The following is an 18,441-nucleotide window of genomic DNA, read 5'->3' on the forward strand; positions in this document are numbered from 1 at the left end:
GGGGACCAATTGTCCGGGTGGGGACTACTCAGCCGGCCAGCTGATATGAGTTGAGCTAGGCGTTGCCGTCGAAGAGGCTGGTGACGGAGCCGTCGTCGAACACTTCGCGGATGGCGCGCGCAATCAAGGGTGCGATCGACAGCACCGTGAGCTGCGGGAAGCGCTTGTCGGCCGGAATCGGCAGGGTGTTCGTGACGACGACTTCGCGGGCACCGGAATCGGCCAGGCGCTGGGCCGCCGGCTCGGAAAACACGGCGTGGGTGCATGCGATGATGACGTCCTTGGCGCCGGCGTTCTTGAGGACCTGGACAGCGCCGGAGATCGTTCCACCGGTGTCGATCATGTCGTCGATCAGGACGCACGTGCGGCCTTCGATCTGCCCGACGACGGTCTTGGAGACAGCCTGGTTCGGCACCGTGAGGTCGCGGCTCTTGTGGACGAACGCCAACGGCGCGCCGCCCAGGCGCTCGGCCCACTGCTCCGCAACGCGGACACGGCCGGTGTCCGGCGAGACAACGGTGATGTTGTCCGCTTCGACCCTGGTGCGGATGTAGTCGGCAAGCAACGGAATGGCCATCAGGTGGTCCACGGGGCCGTCAAAGAACCCCTGGATCTGGGAAGTGTGCAGGTCAACGGACATGATGCGGTCCGCGCCGGCGGTCTTGTAGAGGTCAGCCACCAAACGGGCGGAGATCGGCTCGCGGCCGCGGCCCTTCTTGTCCTGCCGGGCATACGGGTAGAACGGCGAAACAACCGTGATCCGCTTCGCCGAAGCGCGCTTCAGGGAATCGATCATGATCAACTGCTCCATGAGCCAGTTGTTCAGCGGGGCCGGGTGCGCCTGGATGACGAAGGCATCGGTGCCACGGACGCTCTCCGCTGAGCGCACATAGATCTCCCCGTTCGCGAAGTCGTAAGCGTCGATAGGCAGGAGTTCTGTTTCCAACTCCTTGGCGATTTCCTGCGCCAGCTCGGGGTGCGCCCGTCCGGCGGCGAGAACTAGTTTCTTCTCGCCGTGTGCGGTAATTTCGCTCATGCCTGTGTGCCCTCTTCTGTGGTTGCCGGAGTACTTGAGGAATCGGGGGTGGCAGTGGAGCCATGCGCGGCTTGCGCAGCCTGCGCCCGTTGGGCCGAGTTGCTGCCCTGCCGGTTGGCGATGACCCAGCCCTCGGCGTTTCGCTGGGGAGCGACGCTCAGGGTGAGGGCTCCGGCAGGAACGTCTTTGCGGATGATGGCGCCGGCACCGGTGTACGCGCCGTCGCCAATCGTTACGGGGGCCACGAAAACGGTGTTGGAACCGGTCCGCACACCGGAGCCGATCACCGTGCGGTGCTTCTTCTCGCCGTCGTAGTTGGCCGTGATGTTGCCGCAGCCGATGTTGGTGTCCTCGCCGATCTCGGCGTCGCCGGCGTAGCCGAGGTGGGACAGCTTCGAACCGCGGCCGATCGTCACGTTCTTGGTTTCGTAGAAGGCGCCGATCTTGCCGGTCTCCCCAAGGACAGTGCCGGGGCGCAGGTAGGTGAACGGACCGACGCTGGCGCCGGCACCGATAGTGGATCCTGAGCCGTGGGTGCGGGTCACCTTCGCGCCTTCGCCCACCGAAACGTCGGTGAGGGTCGTGTCGGGGCCGACGACGGCGTCGCGCGCCACGGTGGTGGTCCCGTGGAGCTGCGTGTTCGGCAGGAGGCGGACGTCTTCGTCCAAAGTGACGGTGGAATCGATCCAGGTGGTGGCCGGGTCAACGACCGTGACGCCGGCACGCATCCAGGCCTCGACGATGCGGCGGTTGTGCTCGGCGCCGAGTGCGGCAAGTTGGACCCGGTCGTTTGCGCCTTCTACCTGCCAACGGTCTTCGGTGACGACGGCGGAAACCCGGCCTCCGGCGTCGCGCGCCAATTCGAGCACGTCGGTGAGGTACTTTTCGCGCTGGATGTTGTCAGTTGTCACCTTGTGCAGCTGCTCGCGAAGCACTTTTGCGTCAAAAGCGTAGATGCCGGAGTTGACCTCGCGGATGGAGCGTTCAGCGTCGCTGGCGTCCTTGTGTTCGCGTATGCCCAGCACGGTGCCGTCCTCGGCACGAAGGATCCGGCCATAACCGTTGGCGTCGTCGAGGATCGCCGTCAGGACCGTCACCGCGTTGCCCTCGGATTCATGCGTGGCGACAAGTTCGGAGAGAAGGGAACCGGTCAGCAAGGGCACATCGCCATATGTGACCACCACGGTGCCATTGAGTTCGCCCCTCGCGTCCAAGGCGTCGAGCGCTACTTCCACTGCCCGCCCGGTTCCCGGAACATCGTCCTGGTCCACGATGACGGCGTCGGGATCGATCAGTCCGACGTGCGCGGCGACGAGGTCCCGCTCGTGGCGGACCACCAAGGCCAGCCGCTGGGGATCGATGGAGCGGGCCGCGAGGATGGCGTGCGCCACCATGGAGCGTCCGCCGATTTCGTGAAGGATCTTGGGAGTCCGCGACTTCATCCTCGTACCGGCTCCGGCGGCTAGGACAATTACAGCGGCGGGACCAGTAGGGTCGGGGCTCACGAAGTCGCTCTCCTTGCTCGGTTAAGTCCGGGCGAACCCGGCTGCGGCATCTGCTCTATCGTACTCTCGCCGGTTCACAGCCTTCCGCGCAGCCAGTGGACAGCTTCGGGAGAGACGGTGCCTTGAGAGGCGGTGCCGGCAGACACCGACAAGTTCCGCCCATAGGATTCGAACCTATACTCCACGGCTCCAAAGGCCGGGGTGCTGCCATTACACCAGAGCGGACCGTGTGCACGTGGCCCTTGCGGACGCAGGGTCCGCGGGGGTTCCCGATTGACCGGGTCGCACACACAAGAATCTAGTTTGCCATGAGGATTGCGGTGTTCGCGACTTGGTGCATTCCTGATTCTTTTTCAGCGGTACTTGCAGGCGCTCCCGAGGCCGCTTCACGCTTGACATGAGGCATGATGGATGCGTGAGCAACAGCACAGGGATTCCCCGGCAATCCACGGGTTCGGTGATCAACCACGCACCCGCTGGCCAGGTTGCGCGTGCCCGGATGACAGGCTCCCAGCGCCGCTCCCAGCTCATCGATATTGGCCGGGGCCTCTTCGCCGCCCGCGGCCTGGACGCCACGACCATTGACGAAATCGCAGCCGCCGCGGGCGTGTCCAAACCCGTGATTTACGAGCACTTCGGCTCGAAGGAAGGCCTCTACACGCAGGTTGTGGAGTTCGAATTCCGGATCCTGCTCGACGCCATCAACGAGTCCCTCGCCGCCGAGGCCAAACCACGCGTCCTCGTTGAACAGGCGGCCCTTGCCTTGCTTGGCTACATCGAAGAGCGGAGCGATGGCTTTCGGATCCTCACGCGGGACGCCCCGCCCTCCCAGCCCGAGGGCGCCTTCTCCACCCTGCTCTCCGACGTGGCGGATCGCGTGGAAAACCTGCTCGCCGACGAATTCTCCCGGCGCGGATTCAGCGCAGCCGACGGCGCCGTGTATGCCCAGATGCTGGTAGGCATGGTGGCCATGACCGGCCAATGGTGGTTGGACCACCGCGAGCCCGACAAACGCGCAGTAGCAGCCCACTTGGTCAACCTGGCATGGAACGGCCTGACAGGCCTGCAAAAAGAGCCCGAACTGCGGAGCGAGGGCTAGGGCGGCTGGGTGGGTTTTGTTCCCGGGGTTGCGTCCCATGGTCGTGTCCATGGTTGCGTTTCTGTGGTCGCCTCCGGGTTTCCGTGGGCACCTACGCAGCGCAACGGCCCTTCGCGCCTGTCCGTGGTCACCTCCGCAGCGCAACGGCCCTTCGCCGTCGCTTAGCGCGGATGTTCCTTCCCAAAGCTCGCAAGCTCGCTTCGGGGCCCTCGGAACGCCGCTTCGACGCATAGGGGCACCTGCGGTCGCTGAGCGACCTCCAAACCCGATGCGCCGCGATGCGCTCCTACCCGAAGGCCCGCAGCGCCGCTCCTGCCAATCTTCCGTTTGGGATTCCCTCGACGCGCAAAATTCCACCATGCCTCGAGTTCCACGGCCCCCGTACCATTGCACCTCAGCGGACGGCGCCGGCAGTCCACCCCCGCGAGGTGACCTTCCTCGCCGGGGGCGGTTCTTCCGAAAGGAGCGCATCGCGGCGCATAGTGGGCCGGAGGTCGCTCAGCGACCGCAAGCCCACACATGGGCCGTGTCTAAGCGACGCGGAAGGGCCGCCTCCGGCACCCAAAGTGACCGCGGGAATCCGGAAGCAGGCGCGACGTCCCACCCCGCCTACTCCCCCAGGATCTCCGCCGCCTCGAGCCATTCGAGCTCCAGGCCTTCTTTTTCTTCGAGGAGCTCCTGCAGCTTGGTGTTCAGTTCGCCGAGGGCGTCGAAATCGCCGGATTGGGACTTGGCCGCCATTTGGACGTGGAGCTTCTCTTCTTGTTGCGCGATCTTGCCCAGCTGCCTGTCGATCCTGTTCAGGTCCTTCCGGGCTTCACGCTTCTCTGCTTCGCTCGGCCCGGAAGCGGCGGCACTTGAGCCGCTTGCCGCCGTCGGCCTGGCGCTCCCGCTCGATGCGCCGCCGGTCACCGCGCCGCTCGCCAACGCGGCTTCGCGCAATTCCAGGTACTGGTCCACGCCGCCCGGAAGTCCGCGCAGCTTGCCGTCGCCCAGGAGCGCCATTTGGGAATCCGTGACTCGTTCCAGCAGGTAGCGGTCGTGGCTGACAACGACCAGCGTGCCGGGCCAGCCGTCCAGGACGTCTTCGACGGCAGCCAGGGTGTCGGTATCGAGGTCGTTGGTGGGTTCGTCGAGCATCAGGACGTTCGGTTCGCCCACCAACAGGCGCAAAAGCTGCAGGCGGCGCCGTTCGCCACCGGAAAGGTCGGTGACGGGCGTCCACTGCTTTTCCTTCGTGAACCCGAGCTGCTCCACGAGCTGGCCGGCCGTGAATTCCTTGCCTCCAACGCTGAAGGAGCGCTTCTCACGTTCGATGACCTCGATCACGCGAAGGTCGGACACGTCGTCGAGCTCCTTGACGTCTTGGCTGAGCACCGCGGTGACAACGGTCTTTCCGCGCTTGACCTTTCCGGAACTCGGCGTGATCTCGCCGTTGAGGAGCCTCAGCAGCGTGGACTTCCCGGCGCCGTTGACGCCCACCAGCCCGAGCCGCTGCCCGGGCGCCAAGCGCAAGGTGACGTCGTCGAACAGCTTCCGCTTTGTGCCGCTGGCAGAGTCGTCGCCCTTGAAGTCCAGGGAGACGCCTTCAAGGTCCAGCACGTCCTTGCCGAGACGTGCGGTTGCCATCTTGCTCAGGGCCACGGAGTCGCGCGGATCAGGAACATCGGCGATCAGCTCGTTGGCGGCTTCGATGCGGAACTTCGGCTTCGAGGTGCGGGCCGGGGCGCCCCGGCGCAGCCACGCCAATTCCTTCTTGACCAGCTGTTGCCGCTTGCTCTCGACGACGGATGCGGTGCGGTCGCGCTCGGCGCGGGCCAACACGTAGGCCGCGTAGCCGCCGTCGAACGGGTCAACCATGGCGTCGTGCACTTCCCACGTCCGGTTGCAGACTTCGTCCAGGAACCAACGGTCGTGGGTCACCACAAGGAACGCGCCCTGGTTGGCCCGCCAGCGGGTCTTCAAGTGCCGGGAGAGCCAGGCGACCCCTTCCACGTCGAGGTGGTTGGTGGGCTCGTCGAGCATGATCACATCGTGGTCCTCGATGAGGAGCTTGGCCAGGGCGACCCTGCGTTTTTGTCCGCCGGAAAGGGCATGGACGTTGGCGTGCCAATCGACGTCGGCCACGAGGCCGCCCATGATCTCCCGGATCTTGGGGTTCGCAGCCCACTCGTGGTCGGCTTGGTCGCCGACGATCGCGGCCCCCACTGTGAGGTCGTTGTCGAGCACGTCGGACTGGTCGAGGTAGCCGATATTGACGTCGCCGCGTTTGGTGACACGGCCGGAGTCGGGGGTCGAGCGCAATGCCAGCAAGCGCATTAGCGTGGATTTACCGTCGCCGTTGCGCCCGACCATGCCGATCCTGTCGCCGTCCTCCAAACCAAGGGTTACGCCGTCGAGGATGGTGCGGGTTGCGAACGAAACGGTGAGGTTTTCACCGCCGAGCAGGTGGGCCAATGGGTACTACTTTCTGGTGTGGATAGTCAGGAGAGTCGCTACTGGCGACTCGTCAAAGGAGGGTATCGGAGATGATCCTGGCACCGGGAACCGGGCCGTGCACGGCAAGGGCGTTGTGACCCAGGTGCCGAAGGTCCTCGGCGAGCCCCTCCGCCGCCCGGGGGTTCTGGGCGAGCAAAGCCACGGTGGGGCCGGAACCGGAAACAATCCCGGCGAGGGCACCGTTAGACTCCCCTAATCCGATGGTGTCCCGCAATTGCGGAGCCAGCTCGATCGAGGCGCGCTGGAGGTCGTTGATAAGGACTTTGCTCAGGGCGTCGGGATTCCCGTCGCGCAGCGCCTGGAGGATCTTGGCGTCCACTTCAAGCGGTTCAGGGATGTCGAGTCCCTCCATGTTCCGAAGCCTGTCCAAGGTGCGGAAGACCTCGGGGGTGGAGAGTCCGTAGTCGGCGCAGACCAGGACCCAGTCCATTTGCGCTTTGGCCAGGGCGGGTGAGAGTTCGTCGCCGACGCCAAGCCCGACGGCGGTGCCTCCAAGGAGCGAGAACGGCACGTCCGCGCCCAACTCGGCTGCAAGGTGGGCCAGTTCTTCGCGGGACAAACCACTGTTCCAGAGCGCATCACAGGCCAGGAGTGTCGCCGCGGCATCGGCCGAGCCCCCGCCCATCCCTCCGGCAACGGGAACGCGCTTGGTGATTTCCAAGTGCACGCCCGTGGCGTTCTCCGAGACATCCCTCATGATGGCGGCGGCCTTGTAGGCCAGGTTCCGCTCGTCCAGGGGGATGTCCACGCCGTCGAGGTCCAACGTGCTCGAGGGACCGACGCTGACCGTGATACCGGGCTCCTCAGTGCTCGTGGCGGCGACCTCCTCGTACAGGGACACCGCGAGATACACGCTGGCCACCGAGTGGTAGCCGTCGGGCCGCAAGGGACCGACGTTGAGGGACACGTTCACCTTGCCCGGCGCCCGGACGCGTACGGTCCGTGCGACGAAGCGCCCGCGGTTCGCACCGCTGATTGCCGGATTCATGCGTCCAGGGGGTGGCGTGCCTCGGCGATCCGGACAAACGCGTTGATATCGAGGACTTCTCCGCGGGCCGTCGGATCAACGCCGGCAGCCACGATGAAACGTTCGGCCTCCGCCGCGCTCCCGGCCCACGTTGCCAGTGCCGCGCGGAGCGTCTTGCGGCGCTGGGCGAATGCGGCGTCGATGACCGCGAAGACCTGTTCGCGCGTGGCGTGCGTCGCCGGCGGCGCGCCGCGCGTGAAGGACACGAGCCCGGAGTGGATTTTGGGCGCGGGCCAGAAGACATTCATGCCGATCACGCCGGCCTTGCGCATGTGGCCGTACCAGGCGGCCTTGACCGAGGGCACTCCGTAGATCTTGGAGCCGGGACCTGCGGCCAGCCGGTCCGCCACCTCGTCCTGGACCATGACCAGCCCGTGCTGCAGGCTCGGGAAATGTTGGAGCAGGTGCAGGACCACCGGGACCGCCACGTTGTACGGCAGGTTGGCCACGAGGGCGGTGGGCTGTACTGGAAGTTCGGTGACCTTCATGGCATCGGAGAGGACGAGATGGAAGTCGTCCACGGCCTCGGGGCGCCAGGTGCGCACGGTGTCCGGCAACTTGCCGGCCAGTACGGGATCGATTTCAACGGCGACGACTGTTTTGGCGGCGTCGAGCAGGCCGAGCGTCAAGGAACCCAGCCCCGGCCCGACCTCCAGCACGGTTTCATCGGGATCGATACCGGCGGCAGAGACGATCCTGCGGATCGTGTTGCCGTCGATGACGAAGTTCTGGCCCAGGGTCTTTGTCGGGCGGACACCGATTTCCTCGGCGAGCCGTCGGATGTCCGCAGCTCCCAGAAGGGGTGCGACGGCGGCGGGTTCGGAATTCGGTTCAATCACCTAGGTATCGTATCGTCTGAGCGCCTCGCGGGGACGCCCGCCCTCCATCTTCAGCACGCGAAAAGGCCGGGCCCGGAAGATTCCGGACCCGGCCGATTTCATTTCGCTTAGCTCGAAGCTGCCCATCCGCAGCCCCAGGGCGACAGGCCGCGCTGCGCGTAGACGCGGTTGGCGATGTCGATCTGCTGGGCCTTGCTGGCGGCGGCGGCGTTGGGGGCGTAGGCGCCACCGCCGGAACCGATCCAGGTCTGGATGTCGAACTGCAGGCCACCGTAGTAACCGTTGCCGGTGTTGATGGCCCAGTTCCCGCCGGACTCACACTGTGCGATCTTGTCCCACATTGCCTCGTTCGGTGCGCCAGTCGGTCCGGAGGCAACAGCCGCGGCGGGGGCAGGCTTGGGGCGTTCCTTGGTTCCGACCGTCACCTTCGCGGAGACCGGCTTGACGGTGACGTCAGAGGAGACCAAAGTCCGGGAAGCTTCACGACCATCCACCAGCACGAGCTTGAAGGTCTTGCTGAGCAGGCCGAGGACCCCTTCCTGGGTTACGGTCTTCTGGTCGCTGAACTGGGTGGCGTCTTCAGTGGTGACCGTGTCGAAGGGGACGTTCTCCGTTTCGGTGGCGGTCTTGCTGGTGTCCACCCGGGAAACCTTGATCACCATGTTCTGGACAACGGGAGCCGAGTTGGGCTGCGAAACCCTGTCGTTCGCGCCGAGCGAGACGCCGGCGTCGCTGAGGACCGTTCCCACGTCTGCCGCCGTCGTGGTTTTCGAAGAGCTCTGTCCGTCCACGATCAGGCTGATCGTCTTGGGGGTCAGGATCGAAACGTAGGATCCGGAGACGGCCAGCTGCGTGTCTTTGGGTTGGGAGACAGCGGACGCGCTCGCGACGCCGAGTTCGGAGACGAGGCCTTCGACGTTCGGGGCCGTGGTGTTGACCGTGCGCTGGGCGCCATCAAGGCTGACGGTGACGGCCTTGGCGAGGTTGACGTTGATGATGGAGCCGTTCTGCACCGAGGCGTCCAAGGCCGGGGAAACCCGGTCTTCAGCCTTCAGATCAACCTTGGCTGCCTTGACCACTTGGTCAACGGTGTTGCCGAAGGTCTGGACGGAACTCACTTTGCCGTCGACGTTGAGGGTGACTGATTTGTTGTTGCCGGTAAAAGCAACGACTCCCAGTACCAGTGCCAAAAGCACCAGCAGCTGCGCACCGACCTTGACGAAACTGAACTTGCCGTCCGTGGTGAAGAACTTAACCATGTTTGCCCGTAACTTTTAGACCATCCGGGCACGGGGAAAAGCGCACAGGGGCCTCCTGCCGCGGTCCCGGATGCAGGCCGAAGCATGCGTGAGGACTGCAGCGGAGTTGTGCGCCGCCACACTCAATTCAACTGAAAACACCAATTGCGAACGGAGTTAGTTGTCCGAAGGCCTTCCCCGACCCCGGCTACTGGTTACCCACTGTAACCGAAGCGTTATAAAGTGGCCAAGATTTTTACATACCGGGTATGCAACGCCGGTTCTGTTCAGTCCCAGGACCCATAGCTCGCCACGGTGTTTTGAGCCAGTTGCGAGCACAGCGTGGAAAGCTCTGTTCCGGTCACTTCAGCCATGGAACGAACGGTGTACGGCACCATGTAACTCGCGTTCGGACGGCCCCGGTAGGGGTGCGGCGTGAGGAACGGGGAGTCGGTTTCGACGAGCACGAGTTCCGGATCCGCGATGGCTAGCGCGTCCCTCAGGTTTGCGGCGTTCTTGAACGTCATGGTGCCCGCAAAGGACATGTACCAGCCGTTCGTGTTACAGATCCGCGCCAATTCTTCATCGCCCGAGAAGCAATGGAACACCACCCGCTCAGGGGCCCCCTCCTCCCGGAGAACCTGGACGACGTCGTCATGGGCGTCACGGTCGTGGATTTGGAGCGTGAGGTCCAGCCTCTTCGCGATGTCGATGTGGCGGCGGAAGGATTGGCGCTGGTGCGCCAGGCCGTCGCCATGGGTGCGGAAGAAATCAAGTCCGGTCTCGCCGATCGCACGGACCCTCGGGTGGGCCGCCAGCTCCTCGATTTCCGCGAGCGCCGATTCCAGCTCTCCGCGGCCCGCGTAGACGGGGGCATCGTTGGGGTGGATGGCGACCGCTCCCAGGAGCCGCCGGTCCGCGTCAACCGCCTGGACCGTGAACCGCGATGACTCAAGGTCGCACCCTACCTGCACCGCCCCCTGGACACCTACGGCCTCGGCCGCGTCGAGGGCATCCGCCACGGCGACTTCCAGCAGGCCGTGGCGGAAGTCGAGGTGCGTGTGGTTGTCCATCACGGGGACCGGCAGGGGCTCGGGAGCAGGCGGGTATTCCTTGCGGGAATCGCCGGTTTCAGACGCGCGGTAGGTAGCCGGGGGGAGGGAATTGCACATGAATCCACCCTATCTTTCCCTGCCGGCGCCTTCCTGGTCACTCCTGCATCCCTTCACTGTTCCTCCCTCGGGAGGCTGCCTCTGTCTGCGGCGGGCCTAGGCTGGGTAGTCTGGTACAAAAGGCGGTATATCCCGGCCAGGGCACCGCTGCCCGGCTGAGGTTCTGTCATGGCTGAGGGGATTGTCCATGGACTCAAAGCGACACGGCACCGTTGATGAACAATTGCTGCCGGACGAGGCCGTGGTTGCCTTGCCGCCTGAGCGCGAGTCCCTCAACGGGCACAAGCCGTCGGTCATGGATCCTGAGCAATTCCATGCTGCCAGCGAGAAGATCCTGAAGGCCATCAACAAGGTCATCGACGGCAAAGCCGAGGCCGCCAAGCTTGCCCTCACCGTGCTCCTCGCCCAGGGCCACCTGCTGGTGGAGGACGTGCCGGGCGTAGGCAAGACCTTGCTTGCCAAGACCCTCGCCCGCACCATCGATTGCAAGGTCAGCCGTATCCAGTTCACCCCGGACCTGCTTCCTTCCGATGTCACGGGCGTCTCCATCTACAACCAGTCCTCGCGGCAGTTCGAGTTCCGGATGGGTGCGGTGTTCGCCAACATCGTGATCGGAGACGAAATAAACCGCGCCTCCGCCAAGACGCAGTCCGCCCTCCTCGAATGCATGGAGGAACACCAGGTCACGGTGGACGGCCATTCTTACCAGCTGAGCGAGCCGTTCATGGTTGTCGCGACGCAGAATCCCATCGAAATGGAAGGAACGTATCCGCTGCCGGAGGCGCAGCGGGACCGTTTCATGGCCCGCATCTCGATGGGCTACCCGGACAAGCTCTCGGAGATCGAGATGCTCGAGACGCATCAGGCGGTTTCACCCCTCGCCAAAGTCACCCCGGTGGTCACTTCCGGGGACGTCGCCGCGATGATCGCCACGGTGCAGCAGGTCTACGTTTCCCAATCGGTCAAGGAGTACACGGTTGCCTTGGGCAGGGCCACCCGGGACAGCGCCCGACTGCGTCTCGGGGCCAGCCCGCGTTCCCTGCTGCAACTACTGCGCGCGGCGAAAGCGACCGCAGCCCTTGACGCAAGGGATTTCGTCCTGCCCGACGACGTCATTTCCGTAGCCGAGTCGGTTCTGGCACACCGCATCATCCTTGACCGCAAGGCCGCGAGTTCCGGTGATACTCCGCAGAGCGTTATCCGGGCCATCCTGGCCAACCTCCCTGTAAGCCAGGACACTGGCGCGGAACGCCGCGGCAGCTAGGGGCGAAGGAGGGGCAGGCGTGGCTCTGATCGATCTACTTCCGAAGCATCTGTTCACTTCCCGTGGTTGGGGCTTGCTGGCCAGCGGTGTGGGTTCCTTGCTGCTTGCCCAGATCATGGGCCGGCGGGATCTGTTGGCCCTCGGGATCCTGCTGCTGGTGCTGCCGCTGGTATCGCTTGCCGGGGTCCGTATCCTCAAACCGCGGTTCCAGGTGTTCCGCGAATTCCACCCCTCTTCCGTGGAGACGTCCTCCACGGCCACGGTGCGCTTGGCGGTGGCCCGGACCGGGGCGGCCGCCGGGCCGGTGATCATGGAGGAGCAATTGCCGCCGCGCTTCGGCGAACCTCCGGCTTTTCGCTTTCCTGCCCGAGGCGCTTCCGGCGGCACCAGCCGCTATGAATACCATTTGCGGTCCGGCAAGCGCGGCCAGTTCAGGATCGGTCCGGTCACTGCCGAGTTCTGCGATCCGTTCGGTTTGTCTTTGCACCGGCACCAGATCGACGACGGCGACATCCTCACCGTGACGCCTGCCGCCGTCGAACTCCCCGCCACCGGCCTCGCCGGCGCACGCGGAAACGACGGCGTGACGGCCACCCGGATCCGCGCCAATCCCAGCGACGACGACGTGATGACACGCGAATACAGGCACGGCGACCCCATGCGACGCGTCCACTGGGCCGCGACGGCGAGGCACGGCGAACTCATGGTGCGGCAGGAGGAATCCGTCACGACGCCGGAGGCGACCATCATCATGGACCAGCGCTATTCCGCTTTCGTGTCGGCCTCGGCCGCGGTCTTCGGCCCGGCCCACGAGGACGCTTTTGAGCTGGTGAGCAACGAGAACTTCGAATGGATCGTGACGGCAGCGATGTCGATCAGTGCCCACCTTGCCGACCGCAACTATTCGCTGCGATTCCTCGATGCTGCCGGACACCCCGCATTTCGCGCATCCCGCTCCGCCCCGTATCCCGAGACCGAGGAATTCAGCGGTTTGGGAGGCCTGCAATCCATTGCCGACAGCCTCGCCGCCATCCAGCTCAGCGGCCCACGGCACGTCCACGGCGAGCGCGGCCGCGCAGAAGCGGCCGCCGTCGAGGGTGCAGAGGCGCCCTTCGAGGACCACCTGATGGACAAGCTGGCGGCACACCGCCTGCGCGGCCCCGTTATCGCGCTGCTTGGCAACATGCCGCTCTCCGAGGCCCGCGCGTTGGCGCCGGCCGCCGGCTACGGGGCCAACGCTTTTGCCCTCGTGGTCACCGACCACCCGCACCATATCCAGCCCGTCATTGAAGCCCTGAAGCTGGGCGGCTGGCGTGCCGTCGCCGTGAGTTCGAGAACGGACCTGCCGGCTGCATGGGCAGGTTTCGACCAAGGAGAGATCCTCGCGGCTGCTGCCGCAGCGATGGACGTCCGCCGTGGCGCGGCGGTGCCACGATGACCACCACCTCTAGGAACGGCCCTCCGGGACGCTCCCCCGGCCCGGAGCCGGCAGGGACAGGTGACCCCTCGGGGCGTGGTCCGGGGCGGGCCCGCGGTCCAGGCGGCTCTCCCGGCCAGGGAAGGGCGGCCCGCCCGCGAACGCCAGGACCCGGAGCCTACCCATGGGCTATGTCGGCGGCCATCGCTTTCGCTGTGCTCGGTGCCTCGCTGTCGCTCAACGGGGTGTTCAGGGGCTGGGCGTGGCTGGTTCCTGCCATCACTACGGTGTGTGTCGTCGGATTGACCCTGGCTGTGCTGCGTGCCTTGAGGGTCCACCCGGTGCTCACCACGTTGGGCGGCGTGCTGGCCTTGTTGTTCATCCTCGACTTCACGTTCTTCCGGCCGGAAAGCATCGCCGGTTTCATTCCTTCCGGCGCGACCCTTGACACGCTGGGCCAATTCCTGAAACGGGCCGGCGAAACGGTCGTCTCGGAGACTGCGCCGGTCTCCCCGAACGCCGGGATAGTGTTCGTGGCCTGTGCGGCCCTGGGCTTGGTGGCTGTCCTGATCGATGCCCTGGCAGTCCCGCTCGGCATGCCTGCAACGAGTGGCTTGGGCCTGCTGGCTGTCCTCGTGTTCCCGGCGATCATCAAGCCGCAAGGCGGCGGGCTGCCCGGATTCCTCGCCGCCGCCGTCGGCTTCATCCTGATCCTGGGTTGCAGCCAGTGGTTCGCACCGGACTCGCGGCTGCAGACCGACAACGCCCATGGCACAGGGCAGCTCAAACGCTCCATAGTGATCGGTGGAGTGGCCCTGGTGCTGGGGCTCCTGTTGCCGTTGGCGGTTCCGGGCTTCGAACGCGGGACGTTTCCCGTCGGTTCGCGGCTGAATCCGTGGGGAGTCTCGAACGGCCTGAACCCCATGATCACGCTCGGAAACAGCCTGCGGAATCCAAGCGGCGACGGCAGCATCACCTATGCAACGAGTTCCACGGCCCCCGTGTACTTGCGCTCCGTCACCATCGACAAGTTCGACGGCGATACCTGGGCACCGGACGACCGCGAAGCCTCCCGGCGCATCGGACCGGGCCGTATGGCCCCGGACTACCCGCTTCCCTCCGATCTGGTCCGCCAAGTGACGGTGGTCGATGCCGGACAATTCACCAGTCCGTATCTGCCGGTCCCCTATGCCCCGACAGCCGTCAACGGTCTGAGCGGCCGCTGGTCGTGGGACCCCGCAACGCTCAGTATCCGAGGCGAGGACGGCACGACGAGGAACCAGCAGTACACGGTGTATTCGGCGCTGCCGGCCCTGACGTCCGCAACGTTGAGCCAGGACAACGCCAAGCCCACCTCCATTTCGCAGGATTTCATCCAGCTTCCAGGCAATGTCCCGGACATTGTGAAGAACACAGCCAAGACAGTGACGGCCGGCGCCAACGGCAACTATGCCAAGGCGATGGCGATCCAGGACTATCTGCGTTCATCCCAGTTCAGCTACTCCCTGCAGGCCCCGGTCCAAGGCGGCTATGACGGCAACGGCATGTCCGTGCTGGCCGATTTCCTGCAGCAGAAGAGCGGCTATTGCGTCCATTTCGCCTCTGCCATGGCCGTGATGGCGAGGCTCGAGGGAATCCCGAGCCGCATCGCCGTGGGCTACGCGCCGGGCCACGCTACAGGAGCCACAGTTGCCGTGGCGGGACAGGAACCCCTGCCGGAGTACGAGGTGGATGCCCGTGATGCCCATGCCTGGCCCGAGCTCTATTTCGAGGGCGTCGGTTGGGTCGCCTTCGAGCCAACCCCGTCCCGCGGCGTCGTCCCGCCCTATGCAAGCGAGCCTGTGGCCCCGGGCGGCCCCAGCACCAACCTGCACGACGAGAACCTGGCCCAGGGTTCCCCGACTCCCCCGCCGAGCACGGCTGCTGTACCGCCCGTTGCGGGGCCCGGGGGTGGACCGGGCGCAGCCACCGGTTCCGCGTCCGTTCTTTATGTCACCGCCGCAGCGCTTCTTGTGGCGGTGTTGGCGGCGTCCCCGCGGCTGGTCCGCTCCGGCATCCGGGCGCGGCGCCTGAGGCCGGCACGGACCAGGCAGACCGGCGCGGGTGGCGCGGCCGGCCCGGCCCCGCCCCCGGATGGTCCGGTTCTGGCATGGACTGAGCTTCAGGACCTCGCGACGGATTACGGCGTACCGCCCGTGCCCAGCGAAACGCCGCGGCATTTCGCGGCCCGATTGAGCAACTCGGCTGCACTCGGAGCGCCGACGGCGGCAGCATCGCCGTCGGGAACCGACGACGACGCCGGGCAGCGTGCGGTCGCATCGCTCACCGGCGACTTCGAACGGCAGCGTTACGGTCCCCCGACCCCTGCGAATACCGCAGCGGACCAGGCGAGCGCAGCGGCGGTCCGGATCGCGGCAGTCCGTGCCGCGTTCCGGCGCAATGCCTCCTGGTTCGCGGTCTTCCGCGCGGATTGGTTCCCGCCGTCCTTGATGTCCAGGTGGTTCCAGCTCCTGTCGTCGCCCTTCCGCTGGCTGGGCGGCATTTCCGCGGCGGCGGCCCGCCGGGCGGCAGCCTCCGTGGCGAGACTGTTCGAAGCCATCCGCTGGCGGCGCTGACGAAACGGCAAAGGCAGGGCACTGGAACCCGATGGTCCAGTGCCCTGCCTTCATTCAACGGCAGTTCCCCGTTGCGAGAGGTCCGCCGAAGTTCTACTAGTCGGCGTAAGGATCCGCGATGCCGACGTACTGCGTGGTGAGGTATTCTTCGATGCCTTCGAAGCCGCCTTCACGGCCCAGGCCGGACTGCTTCACGCCGCCGAAGGGTGCCGCGGCGTTGGAGATGACGCCGGCGTTGAGGCCGAGCATGCCGGTCTCGATCCGTTCGCTGACCCGCAGGCCCCGGTTGAGGTCCTTGGTGTAGACGTAGGCGACCAGGCCGTATTCGGTGTTGTTGGCCAGCTTGATGGCTTCGTCTTCGCTCTTGAAGGTGATGATCGGGGCCACCGGTCCGAAGATTTCTTCCTTCAGGATGCGGGCGTCGGCGGACACGTTCTTGAGCACGGTGGGCTGGTAGAAGTAGCCCGGGCCGTCCACCGGGGCACCGCCCGTCACGGCGACCGCGCCGTTGGCAACGGCGTCGGACACGAGGGCGTGCACGCCGTTGCGGGCCTTGCCGTCGATCAGCGGGCCGACCGTGGAGTCCGGCTCGGTACCGCGGACAGTGTTCAGCGCCGAGATCTTGGCAGCGAACTTGTCGGCGAAGGCGTCGGCGATGGAGTCGTGCACAATGAAGCGGTTGGCTGCGGTGCAGGCCTCGCCCATGTTGCGCATCTTGGCCGCGACCGCGCCTTCAACGGCCTTGTCCAGGTCGGCGTCCTCGAAGACCACGAACGGGGCGTTGCCGCCCAGTTCCATGGAGCTGCGCAGGACTTTGTCCGCGGCTTCGCGCATGAGGGACTGCCCGACGGCGGTGGAACCGGTGAAGGAGATCTTGCGCAGGCGGTCGTCCTTGATGAGCGGCCCGGTGACCGCGCCTGCCGTGGAGGTCTGGATGACGTTGAGCACGCCTGCGGGGAGGCCTGCTTCCTGCATGACCTGCGCGAAGAGCAGGCTGGTCAGCGGGGTCAGGTTGGCGGGCTTGAGCACCATGGTGCAGCCGGCGGCAACCGCGGGGGCAATCTTGCGGGTAGCCATTGCCAGCGGGAAGTTCCACGGGGTGATCAGCAAGCAGGGACCAACCGGCTTCTTCTGGACCAGGATGCGGTTCTTGCCGTCCGGGGCCGCGGAGTAGCGCCCGCTGACGCGGACGGCTTCCTCGGAGAACCAGCGCAGGAACTCAGCGCCATAGGCTACTTCGCCGCGGGCTTCGGCCAAGGGCTTGCCCATTTCCAGGGTCATGAGCAGCGCGAAGTCTTCGGCGCGTGCCGTGACCAGCTCGAACGCGCGGCGGAGGATTTCGCCACGCTCGCGGGGAGCGGTACGGGCCCAGGAGGCCTGGGCCCCTGCAGCAGCGTCCAGCGCCGCGGCGCCGTCCTCCGCTCCGGCGTCGGAGATGCTCACGAGCACCTTGCCGGTGGCGGGGTCCTCGACGTCGAATGTCTTGCCGGATGCGGCAGGCAGCCACTGGCCGTTGATGAGCAGACCCGTGGGAACGGAGGCGAGAAGTTCGCTTTCGCGATCGGCGGTAACAGTCACAGTGACTCCTTCGTCAGTCGGCGCACCCTGTAGGGGTGCACCAACACTTGATTTTTGTGGAATTACTGTCACGGTACTGCCCGCCGCGAAGCAGTGTCTACGCCTTCGCGCACTGCCGCGGGAGCACCGGTTTGTGCAGTTGCACAGCGCCGGGTTGAGCCCGAGCTACCGCGCCGCGAGCACGGCCCCTACCGCGCCGCGAGCACGGCAGAGTACAGCTCTCGCTTGCTGATGCGGGCGTCCTCGGCCACTGCGGCCACCGCTTCCTTGAGCCTGACGCCCTTGGCAATGAGTTCATTGACCGCGGCAACATGGTCCTCAGGCTTGCCCGGCGCTTGTTCGGGGGCGCCGGCCACGACGACGGCAATCTCGCCGCGGACGTCGTTGTTTTCAGCCCATTCGAGCAGTTCCCGGACGGTTCCCCGGATGACTTCCTCGTAGGTCTTCGTCAATTCGCGGCACACTGCGATGCGGCGGTCCGAACCGAACCGCTCGTGAAGGGCACGGAGCATTGGCTCGAGCCGGTGCGGTGCCTCGAAGAACACCATGGTCCGGCGTTCGTTGGCGAGGTCCGCAAGCCGGGAGCTGCGTTCGCCGGCTTTGCGGGGCAGGAATCCCTCAAAGCAGAACCGGTCCGTGGGCAGCCCTGATAGCGCCAGGGCTGCCAACACTGCAGACGGGCCGGGGAAGGCGGTGACGAAGAGCCCTGCTGCCACGGCTCCCTCCACGAGGCGGAAGCCGGGGTCGGACACCGCGGGCATACCGGCGTCGCTCACCATGATGATGGTCTTGCCCGCCCGGACGTGATCCAGCAGTTCTTCGGTCTTGACGGCCTCGTTGTGCTCGTGGTAGCTGATGACCCGGCCGGACACGGTGATGCCGAGCGACTGGACCAGGCGATGCAGGCGCCGGGTATCCTCAGCGGCGACGATGTCTGCCGTCTGCAACAGCTCGATGAGCCGGCTGGAGGCATCGCCGACGTTGCCGATGGGAGTGGCAGCCAGCACGATCCGGCCTACCCCGTCGGGCAGGGCGGGAAGCGCCTGCGCTTCAAAAGGCCCCGCGTCGGCCTCAAGGGACTCCGCCGAGTCGGGAACGGTGGTTTCATCCGGGGAGCTCAGCTGTTCAGTCACCCAACAAGCCTAATGCCCC

At 65.8% G+C, this 18,441-nt stretch carries 13 protein-coding genes and 1 tRNA gene; 4 read left to right on the forward strand and 10 right to left on the reverse strand.

Going from position 1 to position 18,441, the window contains the following annotated elements:
- Positions 1-55 precede the first annotated feature (55 nt).
- The 3 genes from AB0O52_RS01680 to AB0O52_RS01690 all read right to left on the reverse strand — a co-directional run bounded on the left by AB0O52_RS01680 (position 56) and on the right by AB0O52_RS01690 (position 2,766).
- The gene (locus tag AB0O52_RS01680) at positions 56-1,036 is read right to left on the reverse strand and encodes a ribose-phosphate diphosphokinase (RefSeq protein WP_028266439.1); all 981 of its coding nucleotides are present in this window, start codon (positions 1,034-1,036) and stop codon (positions 56-58) included.
- Complete coding sequence (glmU, locus tag AB0O52_RS01685; protein WP_364532424.1) at positions 1,033-2,541, reverse strand: bifunctional UDP-N-acetylglucosamine diphosphorylase/glucosamine-1-phosphate N-acetyltransferase GlmU; 1,509 nt, start codon at positions 2,539-2,541, stop codon at positions 1,033-1,035. Before glmU ends, AB0O52_RS01680 begins: the two co-directional genes overlap by 4 nt.
- Positions 2,542-2,694: 153 nt before the next feature.
- Positions 2,695-2,766 (reverse strand) — tRNA-Gln (locus AB0O52_RS01690).
- A 274-nt stretch (positions 2,767-3,040) separates the two neighbouring features.
- Between AB0O52_RS01690 and AB0O52_RS01695 the strand changes: the two genes are divergently transcribed.
- Positions 3,041-3,640: a TetR/AcrR family transcriptional regulator gene (locus tag AB0O52_RS01695; protein ID WP_364532690.1), complete on the forward strand. Its 600-nt coding sequence runs from the start codon at positions 3,041-3,043 to the stop codon at positions 3,638-3,640.
- A 609-nt stretch (positions 3,641-4,249) separates the two neighbouring features.
- Here the strand turns inward: AB0O52_RS01695 and AB0O52_RS01700 are convergent.
- The 5 genes from AB0O52_RS01700 to AB0O52_RS01720 form a co-directional block, all read right to left on the reverse strand.
- Positions 4,250-6,097: an ABC-F family ATP-binding cassette domain-containing protein gene (locus tag AB0O52_RS01700; protein WP_364532427.1), complete on the reverse strand. Its 1,848-nt coding sequence runs from the start codon at positions 6,095-6,097 to the stop codon at positions 4,250-4,252.
- 52 nt (positions 6,098-6,149) lie between these two features.
- Positions 6,150-7,127, reverse strand: a complete 978-nt coding sequence (locus AB0O52_RS01705; protein WP_364532429.1) for a 4-(cytidine 5'-diphospho)-2-C-methyl-D-erythritol kinase — start codon at positions 7,125-7,127, stop codon at positions 6,150-6,152.
- Positions 7,124-8,005, reverse strand: a complete 882-nt coding sequence (rsmA, locus tag AB0O52_RS01710; protein WP_364532432.1) for a 16S rRNA (adenine(1518)-N(6)/adenine(1519)-N(6))-dimethyltransferase RsmA — start codon at positions 8,003-8,005, stop codon at positions 7,124-7,126. The genes AB0O52_RS01705 and rsmA overlap by 4 nt, the downstream gene beginning before the upstream one ends.
- Positions 8,006-8,112: 107 nt before the next feature.
- Positions 8,113-9,264 carry a transglycosylase family protein gene (locus AB0O52_RS01715; RefSeq protein ID WP_364532435.1) on the reverse strand — a complete coding sequence of 384 codons (1,152 nt, stop codon included), beginning with the start codon at positions 9,262-9,264 and terminating at the stop codon, positions 8,113-8,115.
- Between the two features lie 266 nt (positions 9,265-9,530).
- On the reverse strand, positions 9,531-10,415 hold the full coding sequence (locus tag AB0O52_RS01720; RefSeq protein WP_364532438.1) for a TatD family hydrolase: 885 nt from the start codon (positions 10,413-10,415) through the stop codon (positions 9,531-9,533).
- 187 nt (positions 10,416-10,602) lie between these two features.
- Between AB0O52_RS01720 and AB0O52_RS01725 the strand changes: the two genes are divergently transcribed.
- From AB0O52_RS01725 to AB0O52_RS01735, 3 genes are all read left to right on the forward strand, one after another.
- Complete coding sequence (locus AB0O52_RS01725) at positions 10,603-11,679, forward strand: MoxR family ATPase (RefSeq protein WP_364532441.1); 1,077 nt, start codon at positions 10,603-10,605, stop codon at positions 11,677-11,679.
- A 19-nt stretch (positions 11,680-11,698) separates the two neighbouring features.
- Entirely contained in the window at positions 11,699-13,117 is a 1,419-nt protein-coding gene (locus AB0O52_RS01730) for a DUF58 domain-containing protein (protein ID WP_364532444.1), read from the forward strand.
- A gap of 170 nt (positions 13,118-13,287) precedes the next feature.
- Positions 13,288-15,711: a DUF3488 and transglutaminase-like domain-containing protein gene (locus AB0O52_RS01735; RefSeq protein WP_364532447.1), complete on the forward strand. Its 2,424-nt coding sequence runs from the start codon at positions 13,288-13,290 to the stop codon at positions 15,709-15,711.
- Between the two features lie 96 nt (positions 15,712-15,807).
- On the opposite strand, the gene AB0O52_RS01740 is transcribed toward AB0O52_RS01735, so the two are convergent.
- Entirely contained in the window at positions 15,808-17,289 is a 1,482-nt protein-coding gene (locus AB0O52_RS01740) for an NAD-dependent succinate-semialdehyde dehydrogenase (protein ID WP_364532450.1), read from the reverse strand.
- A gap of 188 nt (positions 17,290-17,477) precedes the next feature.
- Positions 17,478-18,320, reverse strand: coding sequence for a 16S rRNA (cytidine(1402)-2'-O)-methyltransferase (gene rsmI / locus AB0O52_RS01745; protein WP_364532692.1), 843 nt, complete (start codon positions 18,318-18,320; stop codon positions 17,478-17,480).
- Positions 18,321-18,441 lie beyond the last annotated feature (121 nt).

It is taken from the genome of Arthrobacter sp. NPDC080073 (genome assembly GCF_040686575.1).
Taxonomy (GTDB): domain Bacteria; phylum Actinomycetota; class Actinomycetes; order Actinomycetales; family Micrococcaceae; genus Arthrobacter.